The organism is Streptosporangium sp. G12, assembly GCF_052983175.1.
Window position 1 is genome coordinate 248776 of sequence record NZ_JBRIQO010000014.1, and the last position, 11475, is coordinate 260250.

Genomic DNA, 11475 nt, shown 5'->3' on the forward strand with positions numbered 1-11475 from the left:
ACGATGACCTGCGAGATCGTTCGTGAACGACGGCGGGCACGCAGTGGTGGCCCGATGGCCCGGAGCGGGTCGCCGATTACGGTGGACACGGTTTTTCACCAGGCCCAGGACGGGCCGCCGGCGGCGTTCTGGGACATCGTCCACAGCCGCTCACGGGCGTGGGCGTCGTAGGTGAAGGCAGGGGCGTCGACCGGCCTGAGCTTTTCATCCAGGTAGACGCCGCGCAGCGCGGATCTGCCCTGTGCCGTGGTCTCGGAGTGCTCCTGCCAGGTGGTGGTTCGGGTGGCCAGCGCCGCGTAGGTCTCGCCCAGGCGCTCCGCGGGGATCGCGAGCCGGTTCTTGGGCGCGTACAGCGCTCGCAGGGCCCACGGCAGGGCGGCGACGCGGTCGGCGTCGAGCCGTACGGCGGGTACGCGGACGCAGGCGACGTCCAGGGTGCCGCGGGCCCGCAGGGCCAGCGAGTAGGTGGTCATGATCTGGGCCAGCTTGGCGTGGTAGTAGGCCCTGGTCGGGCTGTACCAGCCGGGGTCGTCGAGCTGGTCGAAGCGGATCGCGATGCGTGGCATGGTGATCAGCCCCTTGCTCGCGACGTTGATCACCCGGGGGCGGGGCGCGGCGGCGAGCAGCGGGCTGAGGTGCGCGGTGAGCTGGAAGGGGCCCAGGTGATTGGTCGCCCAGAACAGTTCGTGGCCGGATGCGGTGAACGCGGGCCTGCGCATGCTCTGGTCGAACACCGCGGCGTTGTTGATCAGAACGTCGAGGTGATCGGTCTGGCGGGAGATGTGATCGGCTGCCGCGACGACAGACTCCGGGGACGACAGGTCGGCCATGACGAGGGTCGCGGGGTGTGCGGCGCCGGCGTTGATCGTTTCCAGTGCGGCGCGGCCCCGGTGCGGGTCGCGGCACAGGGCCAGGATCCGGTGGCCGTCCGCGGCCAGCCGTTGTGCGGCCCGCAGGCCGATCCCGGAGTTGGCGCCCGTGATCGCGATGGTGAGAGATTCTGTGGGAGACATACGACGACTCTAAATGTTCGGAACGTTCCGAACAACATAGAATGGTCGTATGGCGACCGTCGAGGAGTTCGTGGAAAGCGCGGGGTTGTACTTTGAGCGATTGGGGCTCAGCCGCACATCCGGCCGCGTGGTCGGATGCCTGCTCGCCGACACCGGCGAAGCCGCCGATGCCCCCGGGCTCTGCGAGAGGCTCGGTGTGGCCAAGAGCAGCATGAGTGTGGCCCTGCGCCGGCTGGAGCAGGGCGGGCTCATCGAGCGCTACCGCCCTCCGCGGGCGCGGCGAGATCATTATCGGCTTGCCGAGGACGTCTTCGGTCGCGCGTTCCGGGCGAAGATGGCCGAGTTCACCGCCTTCGCCGAGCTGGCCGAGCAAGGCCTCGACGCGGTGGGCGAGCACCCCACCGCCCGGGCACGGCTTGAACTCATGCGTGACATGTACGGGTTCATGGCACGGGAGTTCCCCACGCTCCTCGACCGATGGGACGCCGAAAGAGCCGGCCTCGCGCATCGGCCGGACGACGGCGCTCACCCCTGATCGAGATCACCCCTCCTGGACCTCTCGGGGGTGAGCAGGCCGGCTTGGCGGTAGATGCCTCGCAGGTATCTTTCCATCTCGGTGGCATCCAGCGGGCCGGGCTGGAGCAGGCGGTAGGTCACCGCGCCGACCGTCATGTCCATCAGTGCGTCGATGTCGGTGCCGGCGTCCAGGACGCCCTGGTGGACGGCTCGCTCCAACAACAGGCGCGTGGCGTGGCGCCGGGGCAGGATGTAGTGCTCCCAGTAGGTGGCCATCAGGGCCGGGTGGCTGATGGCCGATCCGAGAACACGGGCGATCAGGGCGCGAAAGCCTGGGGAGGCCAGCGTCTCGGCCAGCGTGGGCAGCATGCGCTCGATCAGGTCGGCGATGGGCTGGTCGGGAAGGTCGCCGGCCGGGGGTTCTGCGATGTCACCGCGGGCCGATTCGATGGCCTGGGCCAGGAGTTTCTCCTTGGAGTCCCAGCGCCGGTAGACCGTCAGCTTGCCCACCGACGCGCGCTGGGCGATCTGCTCGATGCTCGACCCCTCCACCCCGCGCTCGACGAACACCTCCAGGGCGGCGCGCAGGATCGCCGCGTCCGTCTGCGGGTCCCGGGGGCGGCCTCGGCCCCGGCCAGGCGCACCGCTGGTGCCGGTGCCGCCGGTGCCGGTCATCGTGTCCTCCCGCTCTCCAGGGCGCCTGCCAGCCATCGTCGCAGCCCGTCGGAGCCGGTCCGGCCACGCCAGGCCAGGTGGGCGTCGGGCCGGATCAGCATCGTCTGGTCCACGCCGTCGGCGGTCAGCGTGGTGACGTGCTCGCCCAGCCATGTCCCGGCGCTCTCGGCGTCGACGCTGCCGGGATTCAGCAGCACCCAGTGCCCGCCCAGCTCGGCGTGCAGCCGGGTCACCCCGCCGTCGGGGCGCCGGCAGCGCATGTCGGCCACCCGGTCACCGGGCTGCGGACGGCGCCCGAACCTCGACCCCGCGCCGGCCAGCGGGCCGCGGCGGTAGCTCACCCACAGCTGCGAGGCGACCGCTGTCGCCCAGCGTTGCACCCACGGCCGGTTGAGCAGGGGCGCCATCACCCGTTCGCGAAGGAAGCGCATCAGCGCTCCGTCCCCGGCCTGGAAGCGGGTGTTGGCGCTCGTGGTGCGCAGCACCTCGGCCGCCAGCGGGCGGCGTTCGGCCTGGTAGGTGTCCAGCAGCGCTTCGCCCGCCCGGCCGCGGGCGACGAGGGCGAGTTTCCAGGCCAGGTTCTCGGCATCCCCGATACCGGTGAGCATGCCCTGGCCGCCCATCGGGCTGTGAATGTGCGCCGCGTCGCCGGCGAGCAGGACGCGCCCGCGCCGGTAGTCCTCGGCCAGCCTGCGGTGGATGCGAAACAGCGACGTCCACACGGTGTCGCGGATGTGAAAGTCGCTGAGCCCGGTGCGCTCGGGAACCGCCGCATGCAGGTACTCCACGACCTGGCGCTGGTCCATCTTCTCGTCTTTCGCGCCGGGCAGGTAGGCCATCAGCCGCCACAGGTCATCTCGGCCGGTGCTGCTGTCGCGCATCGGCAGGGCGCCCAGCAGGCCGTCGCGGTGCAGCCAGCCGTGCGAGCCGGAGCGCTCCGGCATGCCGTCGGCGTGGACGTCGGCCAAAAGCCACTGGTCGGCGACGGCCACTCCGGGAAAGCCGATGCCGGCCAGTTTGCGTACCGTGCTGTGCGCGCCGTCACATCCGACCAGCCAGCCGGCCCGCACGCTGCGGCCGTCGGCCAGGACGGCGGTGACGCCGTCGTCGTCGGCGGACGCCTCGACCAGCGCGGTGTTCCACTGCACCGTGACCCCCAGCTCGGCCAGGCGGCCGCGCAGCTCGGCCTCCACGGCAGCCTGGGAGACCAGCAGCGCCGGACGGGAGGTGCGCAGGCCCGCGTCGCCGAAGCGCAGGGTGCTGATCGGTGCGCCGCCCGCGTGCACGGTGATGGTGAGCGCGGAGATCGCCCGCTCGGGCAGCGCGCCGAGGGCACCGATCCGGTCGAGCACCTCGGCGCCGCGGGCGTGCAGGAAGTTGGCGCGCGACGTCACGGCCGGGCCCGCCGCCTTGTCGATCACGCGTACCGGTACGCCGTGCAGGCGCAGGCCACATGCCAGTGTCAGGCCTGCCGGGCCCGCACCCACGATCAGCACCTCGGGGGGTGTCATCGCTGCTCCGATTTATTAACGGTACCGTTCCGTTAATAAATTAGTTGCTGGTGACCCGGTTGTCCAGACCGGCCCACCTACCGCAGGGAAGCCCGCGATCTTTGTCGATGGGCGGCGTGTCGGTGCTCGAGCGAAGTTGTTAAGGTGTGCGGCGGTGCGCCGGGAAGTCTGGTCGGCAGTTCTTCTCACACGTCCCCGACCGGACCGGAGCCCGCCGATGACCCTGCTGCTCGCCTTCTCCGCGCTGTTGCTGCTCGCGGTTCTCATCTCCAACCTGGCCAACCGCACGATCCTGTCGACCGCCGCGCTGTTCCTGCTGGCCGGATTCGTTCTGGGTGACGGGGTCAGCGGGCTCATCCCGCTGACCCCGGGCGATCCGATGGTGGCAACGCTCGCCGAGCTGGCACTGTTCGCGGTGCTGTTCACCGACGGCATGCGGGTGGGCTGGGCCGACCTGCGCAGCGCCTGGCGGCTGCCCGGCCGGGCGCTGGGCTGGGGTCTGCCGCTCACCCTGGTCATCACCGCGCTGGCGGCGCACTACCTCATCGGGCTGGGCTGGATCGAGTCGCTGCTCATCGGGGCGATCCTGGCACCCACCGACCCGGTGTTCGCCGCGGCGCTGGTGGGCAACGAGCGGGTACCGCCTCGGCTGCGCCAGCTGCTGAACGTGGAGTCCGGCGTCAACGACGGCCTGGCGCTGCCGTTCGTCATGGTGTTCCTCGCCGTCGCGGCCGGCTCAGCCGACCTGCACCTGGGCGAGCTGGCCCTGGAGCTGGGCCTGGGCGTGCTGATCGGCGTCGCGGTGCCGTGGGCGGCCATCATGCTGGAGCGCACCCGCTGGTTCTCGGCCTCCCACCACTACGAGCCGCTCAACGCGGTGGCCATCGGCCTGCTGGTGCTGGCCCTGGGCAAGGTCACCCACGGCAACCTGTTTTTGGCCGCCTTCTCCGCCGGGATCACGGTGGCGACGTTCGGGGAGCGTCAGCGAGAGTCGTTCGAGCAGTTCGGCGAGCTCGTCGCGGAGTTGCTGAAGCTGGCCGCGCTGCTGGTCTTCGGCGCCCTCATCTCTCCGGCCCTGCTGGCCTCGGTGGGCTGGCAGGGGTGGCTGTTCGCGATCCTGGCCCTGGTGCTGGCCCGCCCGCTGGCCATCTGGTTGTCCTTCCTGCGCTCCGGGCTCGGCACCCGGGAGGTGGCGGCCGTGATGTGGTTCGGCCCCAAGGGCTTCGCCTCGGTCGTCTACGCGTTGATCGTGCTCAACTCCGCCATCACCGCGGCCGAGCAGGTGTTCACCCTGGTCGCCGTGACCATCGTGGCCTCGATCCTGCTGCACTCCTCCACCGACGTCGTGGTGGCCCGCTGGTTCGACGACGAGCGCGAGACCCCCGCCTGGCACGACACCGTCCGCCGGGCCCGCACCCGGCTGCGAGGCGGCGGGCAGAGCGGTGACCCGGCATAGTGTCGCCCGAGCCGTCCTGGCCGAGTTCAGCGGGCGGTGTCGCGGTGCTGTCGACCTCGACCGCCACCCCCTCCGGCGGCCAGACGCGGCCGGCGAGAGGTGCCCCGCCCCGCCGAGACACACGTCACGCCGGGGTGGGGCGGGTGATCAGGTGAGTGACTCCAAGACGGTGATCGCGGCTTTTGTGCCGTCTTCGTCGCGGACGGCGTGGGCAAGTCGGTCGGCGCGCTGGGCCATGGCCTCCTCGGCCGTGGCCTGGCGGATCGCGGTGGCGAGTCCTTGCGCGGTGAGGTGGCGTTGCGGCAGTGGTGCGGGGGCGACGCCTGCGGCGTGCGCGCGGGCGGCCCAGAACGGCTGGTCGGCGACGAAGGGGCAGATGACTTGCGGCCGTCCCGAGGCCAGCGCCGCGCCGGTGGTGCCGCTGCCGCCGTGGTGGACGATCGCGGCCATACGGGGAAACAGCCAGTCGTGCGGGGCCTGATCCAGCAGGAACACCTCCTTGGGCAGGGCGGGCTGGTCGTCGACGGCGATGCCGCCCCAGCCGGACACCAGCACTGCGCGCATGCCGGTCAGGCGGATGGCGTCGGTGACGATGCGGCCGATGCGGTGGGGGTCGGTGCCGGCCATGCTGCCGAACCCGATGTAGACCGGCGCCGGGCCATCAGCCAGGAACGTGGCCAACTCCTGCGGCGGGCTCCAGGCGGGGGCGGCGGGCAGGAACCAGAACCCGGTGGTGTGCACCTGAGGGGGGTAGTCGGCGCCGGGGAGAAGCAGGTGGCGGCTGAAGCCGTGCAGCACGGTGGCCGCCCCGCCATCAGGGCGGCGCAGGAAGTCGTGGCGGCCGCGCCGTCGGGGCAGGTCGAGCGTCTTGTCGGCCACCGCGCCGAAGGAGCGCAGCATCGCCTTGAACGGCAGGTAGGAGGCGCGGTTCAGCGCCCGCGGCAGCGGCAGCGGGATCATCGGGTTGGGAAAGGCCGCGGTGGGCACCCACACCGGCTGCAGCAGCGCCGCCACGGCGGGCACCCCCAGGGCCTCGGCGATGCGATGGCCCGGGACGCTGGGGGCGTGTACGACGAGGTCGGCGCCGCCGCCGACGTCGCTGCCGGCGACGGCGACCATGTCGGCGAACACCCGTGCCATCAGCGGCTTGCTGGCCCGCATCACCTCCAAGGCGATCTTCTTGCCGGCCAGGCCGCGGTAGTTGGTCTCGATCGCCTGACGGATGCGGGGGTCGTCCAGGAGGGTGTTGGGGCCGTCGTGCACCGGAGCGAACGGCAGGCCGTGTGGTTGGGCCAGGGCGGCCGAGGCGGCCGGGGCGGCCAGCACCGCGTGGTGACCGGCTTGTTGCAGGGCCAGGGCCAGGGCGGCGTACGGCTGGACGTCGCCGCGGGTGCCGTGGGTGAGAATGAGCACCTTCATCGCGTTCTCCGCTTCGCTGCGGCGGCGTCCCAGGCATTGAGCAGGCGCTCGTCGGTGAACACGCCGTGGGTGAGCATGTCCAGGGAGGTGCGCGAGTAGCGCAAGGTCGCGTCGGTTTGGTGCAGGTCGGCCACGCCCAGCACCCGTGACAGGTGCTCGCCGAAGGCCAGCGGCGCCAACAGCCAGGTCACATACAAAGCGGCGCGGGCCCGCGCGTCGCCGGTGGGGCGGACCCATCCTTCGGTGGCGCCCTGTTCCAGCCACGCGGCGGTGGTCTCCACGATCTCGTCGAACAGCGCGGCCGCCTGTGGGGTGCCGTCCAGGAAGGCACGGGCCAGATAGCGCCGCACCGGTTCGGCCTCCTCCAGCATGGCGGCCAGACCGGAGGCATCACCCAACTCGACCGGGTCATCGGGATCACCGCGCACCAGCGAGATCACGTACTGGTCGCACGCCGCGCGCAGGCCCTCCTTGGAGCCGAAGTGGTGCACCACCAGGGCGGGCGAGACCCCGGCCCTGGCGGCGATGGCCCGGATGCTCACCCGGTTGACGCCCTCGGAGCCGAACAGCTCCAGGGCCACGGTGCCGATCCGGGCCCGCGCGGTGAGCTCACTGTCTAAACGCATGTTCAGCATACTAAACAAACGTTCATTCATGAGGGAAGGGGGCGAGACGTCCGAAGCCCGTCGGTGAACCGGCTATGCGATCGTCGCCGGGCACGCGAGCATGGCGGTCCATGACGGCCCTGGAGCGAGAGACGATCACCGCTCGCCCGGCGGCGGGCGCTGCTGCCTGGTCAAGGCGAAGGGTGCCCGGTCCAGGCCCGCCGCCTGGCTATGTTGGTGACAGCGGGAGCCAAGCGTCGGTCTTTTCGAGAGCCGCGCCACGTCCCTCGAGCCGGACATCTTTCGGCGAGTTCGAGAGCTACTTCGGCCTTCCTCGTTGCCGAGTATGGCCGTCGCTCGCTCCACCTCCAGGTAGTCGTCCCTTGCTCCGCTCGGGCCGCTCCACCTGGAGGTGGGACTTCGTCTATGAAGGAAGGCCGGGGGCTGCCATCGAGCCGGCTGGGCTGCCGAGGTGGTTCCCGGCGGGTCGATCAAGAGGGCCAGTCGGCAACGTTCGGCTCCGCCTCTCATCGACATAGTCAACCGCCGGAGCCAGGAGCGCGAGGACCGCGAGGACCGCGAGGACCGCGAGGACCGCGAGGACCGCGAGGACCGCGAGGACCGCGAGGACTACGTGTTGGAGACGTGTGCTGGGACGCCGGCGGCGCACAGTTGCTGCTGCCCGGCTCTTCAAGGGGCGCACCCGCAGGCCGGTTGTTCGTCACCCGCCGCGGTGCGCGGGCCCGGCATGGGCTGGGACCTGCAGGAGTACCGCCACTTCCTTTGTGACCCACCTCGAAGTGCAGGGCGCGCCACTACTGATGCTGATGCGGCTTCAAGCCCTTCCCGGAGGCCGTCGCCGAACTCAACCAGCCTGCTCGCACCCGGCGGCAGGCGCCGAGTGGCCGGTGGCCGGCTTTACTTCACCAACTGGTCTGCGGGGATGGCGCCTGCCCCGCGCAGGGTGAGGAACGCCTGGTCCACCAGCGAAGGCAGGTCTTCGGCGCCGTCGCCGTCCACCCAGCAGGTGAGCGCTGTGGTGAGGGCGGCGAGAGATGCTGCGGCCAGAACGCGGGTGCTCAGCGTGGGTTCTGTCTGGAGACGGGCCGCGAGGGCGTGAGCGAACAGCTGCTCGGTGGCGTACTGGTTCTCCCATACGCGGGCGCGCAACGCCGGTGTCTTCACGATGAGGCGAGTGCGGACCAGGAGTGCTTCCCTGTCGGCGGCGTAGACGGCTGCCAGGCCGTGGGCCAGTGCCTGGTGCAGGGCGGTGAGCGGGTCCTCCTCCTTGGGACGTTGTTCGATGAGACGGACGATCATCGGGTCGTAGTCGTCGCTTTCGACGACGGCTTCTTTGGTGGGGAAGTGACGGAAGAAGGTCATGTGGGAGACCCCGGCGGCGGCCGCGATCTCCTCGACGGTGGTGTTCTCGTATCCCTGGCTGAGGAAGAGCCTCAGGGCCTGTTCCTGGATGGTGCGGCGAGTCTGGGCTTTCTTGCGTTCGCGCAGGCCCGTGGGCGCGGTCGGGGACGGGGACGGGGTCACAGCCATATCTCCGTTCCTTGCTGGTACGTGGTTCGGGCACGGGAGCTGGTGTGATCACCAGGTGTGGTCGTGGCCGAGCGTGCGTGTCAACCACTGGCTCAGCGCGACCGGGGACGTGCCACGCCAGGCCAGATGGGCATCGGGCCGCACCAGCATGACCTGCCTGCCGTGCGTGGCGGTAGGGATCAGCACCGTCAAGGTGCCGGTTTCGCCGAGGTGCCGGCGGGCGGTGGCTGCGCAGGGGTGCTCTGGGGAGGGAAGGAGGAGTGCCCAGCGTGATCGGAGTTCCGCATGCAGACGCGTCGGGCTGCCGTCTTCCCGGGCGCACTCAACGTCAGGCACCCGGTCGCCCGCGTGTGGGCCACGGACGGACCAGCCCCGAAATGAGCGAGATGCCAGCGACCCGTTACGGTAGCTGACCTTCAACTGGGAAGACTTCTCCCAGATCAGCCGCTGCAGCAGCGGCCGGTTCATCAGCGGGACAAAAACCCGGTCCCGCACCGCCCGGGCGAGTACGCTCTCGCCGACGACGATGCGGGTCATGGCGCTGGTGGACTCCAGCACCTCTTGTGCGATGGGCCGCCGCTCGGCCTGATACGTATCCAGCAGCGCAGCCCCGGCCCGGCCGGTGGCGACGAGAGCGAGTTTCCAGGCCAGGTTCTCGGCGTCACCCAGCCCGGTGTTCATGCCCTGCCCGCCGAACGGGCTATGGATGTGCGCCGCGTCCCCGCCCAGCAGGATCCTGCCATGCCGGTAGGTTGACGCCAGCCGGCGGTGGATACGGAACGTTGAGGTCCAGAGTGTCTCGCGCACTACAGCGGCCGAAAGACGTGCATGGTCTTGAAGCACTCCGGTGAGCACGGCCAGCAACCCCTCGGGCTCGATGTCTGGTGCGGTATCCGCCGGTGCGGGGGCCATCAGGCGCCACACGTCGGTACCGGGCAGCGGAAAGGCGCCGACCATCTGGTCTCCTCGCAGCCAGACCGAGACTGCGTCGCGGGGCAGAGATAGATCTGCTCGCACGTCCGCGAGCAGGAAACGCTCAATCACGGCAACCCCGGGAAACCCGATGCCTGCCGCTTTGCGCACCCGGCTGTGTGCGCCGTCGCATCCCACCAGCCAGTCGGCGCGCATCTGCCCGTCGGCAAAACGAACGGTCACGCCCTGGCCGTCCTGGTCGGCGGCATGTACTTCGCGCCCCCACTCCACCTTGACGCCCAGTTCACTGAGCCGGTGCCGGAGCCGGGCCTCCACTTCGGCCTGGGAAACGATCAGGCCGGGCCTGGTCACCAGCTTGGTGGGCTGGCCGACCTTCAGCCGTGCCATGGGCTCGCCGTTGACATGGGTGATCACCTGCCTGATGTGCACCGACCGCTGCGGCAAGTCCCCCAGGGCACCAAGACGGTCCAGGACTTCTGAGCCCCGCGGCTGCAACCCGAGTGCTCGCGAAGTCGCCGATGGCCCCTCCAGCTTGTCCACCACCCGGACCCGCACCCCGGCCGCCCGCAATCCGCAGGCCAGGGCAAGGCCCGTCGGGCCCGCCCCAGCCACCACGACTGTCGTGTTCACCATCTCAGCCCCCAAATGTTAGCCACTAACTAATGTTAGAGACTAACTTCACCTGGGGGAGAGGTCAAGCCCTCGCTCTGCCGCGACATCTCGTCGGCCTGAGGAGTTCGCCGCCGACTTGCAGCGGCGCGGCTGGCGGGCCGCACCCGCCTCCCTCTCGGGTCCGTCCGGTGCCGCCGGTCCCGGCTGACGGTCCCGGGTTCCCTGGCGGCCGGTTGGCGCTGCGGTGGCCGGTCAGGCCGGGGACGTCACCTCGTACAGGTTGCGGGCGGCGTCGACGAAGAACAGTCCGCGCGGGCACAGTGGGTGGCCGATGCGACCGTTGCCGGGCTCGGTGGGGCGGCTGCCACAGGGCATGCCGGCCCGGCGCGGGCGGACCCGGGTGACGCCCTCGGAGTCGAACAGTTCCAGGGCCGCGTTCCCGATCCGGGCTCGCGCGGTGAGCTCACTGTATAAACGCATGTTCAGCATACTGAACAAAAGTTCAGTATTTTGGGGAAAGGATGGGGCCTCGAGAATGCGTCAATGAGCAGTGATGCGGCCGTCGGGCACATGCGAGCATTTCGGTCCATGACGGCCTCGGAGCGAGAGACGAGCACCGCCCGCCTGGCGGCGGGCGCGGTGGAGTACCGGCTGGAGGGCGACGGCCCCCAGACGGTCGTGATCTTCCACGGAGGTCACCTGCGAGCTGGGCTGGCCCTGGGCGAGGAGGTCTTCACCACCTCGGGGTATCGAGTACTCATCCCCTCGCGCCCGGGATACGGCCGAACCCCGCCGAGCACGGGCACCACACCGGCCGCCTTTGCCGACGTCACCGCGGATCTGTGCCGTCACCTGGGCATCGAGCGCATCGCCGCGGTGGTGGGCGTCTCGGCGGGCGGTCGCACCGCGCTCACCATGGCGGCGCGTCATCCGCACCTGGTGGAGCGGGTGATCCTGCAAAGCGCGGTCGCCTTCCTGCCCTGGCCGGACCGGCGCACCCGCCTGGGCGGCCGCCTGGTGTTCAACGCCCGCGTCGAAGCCGCGACCTGGGCGGCGGTGCGGCTGCTGATGCGCGCGGCGCCGCGGGCCGGACTGCGGTTGCTGCTGCGTGACCTGTCCACCCGGCCCGCCGGCCAGGTCATGGCCGCCTTGAGCGAGCGCGACCAGGCCGAACTTCTCGCGCT

11 protein-coding genes are annotated in these 11475 nt (G+C 70.6%); 3 read left to right on the top strand and 8 right to left on the bottom strand.

The genetic code is table 11. The annotated features are described in order from the left end of the window. Positions 1-95: 95 nt before the first annotated feature. A complete protein-coding gene (locus tag ACVCAG_RS22645) occupies positions 96-1013 on the bottom strand; it encodes an SDR family NAD(P)-dependent oxidoreductase (RefSeq protein WP_440085443.1) in 918 nt (305 codons plus the stop codon). Between the two features lie 49 nt (positions 1014-1062). Here ACVCAG_RS22645 and ACVCAG_RS22650 point away from each other — a divergent pair, with 49 nt between their 5' ends. Beyond that, the gene (locus tag ACVCAG_RS22650; RefSeq protein ID WP_440085444.1) at positions 1063-1548 is read left to right on the top strand and encodes a MarR family transcriptional regulator; all 486 of its coding nucleotides are present in this window, start codon (positions 1063-1065) and stop codon (positions 1546-1548) included. On the opposite strand, the gene ACVCAG_RS22655 is transcribed toward ACVCAG_RS22650, so the two are convergent. Both ACVCAG_RS22655 and ACVCAG_RS22660 read right to left on the bottom strand, forming a co-directional pair. After that, positions 1539-2204: a TetR/AcrR family transcriptional regulator C-terminal ligand-binding domain-containing protein gene (locus ACVCAG_RS22655; protein ID WP_440085445.1), complete on the bottom strand. Its 666-nt coding sequence runs from the start codon at positions 2202-2204 to the stop codon at positions 1539-1541. The two genes, ACVCAG_RS22650 and ACVCAG_RS22655, sit on opposite strands and share 10 nt — an antisense overlap. Then, positions 2201-3715 carry an FAD-dependent monooxygenase gene (locus tag ACVCAG_RS22660; RefSeq protein ID WP_447190240.1) on the bottom strand — a complete coding sequence of 505 codons (1515 nt, stop codon included), beginning with the start codon at positions 3713-3715 and terminating at the stop codon, positions 2201-2203. Before ACVCAG_RS22660 ends, ACVCAG_RS22655 begins: the two co-directional genes overlap by 4 nt. A gap of 217 nt (positions 3716-3932) precedes the next feature. On the opposite strand from ACVCAG_RS22660, the gene ACVCAG_RS22665 reads away from it, so the two are divergent. Beyond that, positions 3933-5171: a cation:proton antiporter domain-containing protein gene (locus ACVCAG_RS22665; protein ID WP_440085447.1), complete on the top strand. Its 1239-nt coding sequence runs from the start codon at positions 3933-3935 to the stop codon at positions 5169-5171. 147 nt (positions 5172-5318) lie between these two features. On the opposite strand, the gene ACVCAG_RS22670 is transcribed toward ACVCAG_RS22665, so the two are convergent. The 5 genes from ACVCAG_RS22670 to ACVCAG_RS22690 form a co-directional block, all read right to left on the bottom strand. Then, positions 5319-6590 (bottom strand): nucleotide disphospho-sugar-binding domain-containing protein, encoded by a 1272-nt coding sequence (locus ACVCAG_RS22670; RefSeq protein ID WP_440085448.1) that lies wholly within the window; start codon positions 6588-6590, stop codon positions 5319-5321. Beyond that, entirely contained in the window at positions 6587-7216 is a 630-nt protein-coding gene (locus ACVCAG_RS22675) for a TetR/AcrR family transcriptional regulator (RefSeq protein WP_447190241.1), read from the bottom strand. The genes ACVCAG_RS22670 and ACVCAG_RS22675 overlap by 4 nt, the downstream gene beginning before the upstream one ends. An 897-nt stretch (positions 7217-8113) precedes the next feature. Further along, positions 8114-8746, bottom strand: a complete 633-nt coding sequence (locus ACVCAG_RS22680; protein WP_447190242.1) for a TetR/AcrR family transcriptional regulator — start codon at positions 8744-8746, stop codon at positions 8114-8116. 48 nt (positions 8747-8794) lie between these two features. Further along, positions 8795-10312 (bottom strand): FAD-dependent monooxygenase, encoded by a 1518-nt coding sequence (locus ACVCAG_RS22685; RefSeq protein WP_447190243.1) that lies wholly within the window; start codon positions 10310-10312, stop codon positions 8795-8797. Between the two features lie 231 nt (positions 10313-10543). Then, positions 10544-10771 carry a hypothetical protein gene (locus ACVCAG_RS22690; RefSeq protein WP_440085452.1) on the bottom strand — a complete coding sequence of 76 codons (228 nt, stop codon included), beginning with the start codon at positions 10769-10771 and terminating at the stop codon, positions 10544-10546. Between the two features lie 108 nt (positions 10772-10879). Between ACVCAG_RS22690 and ACVCAG_RS22695 the strand changes: the two genes are divergently transcribed. Next, positions 10880-11475 (top strand): alpha/beta fold hydrolase (locus tag ACVCAG_RS22695; protein WP_440085453.1); only part of this gene is annotated, 596 nt, incomplete at its 3' end.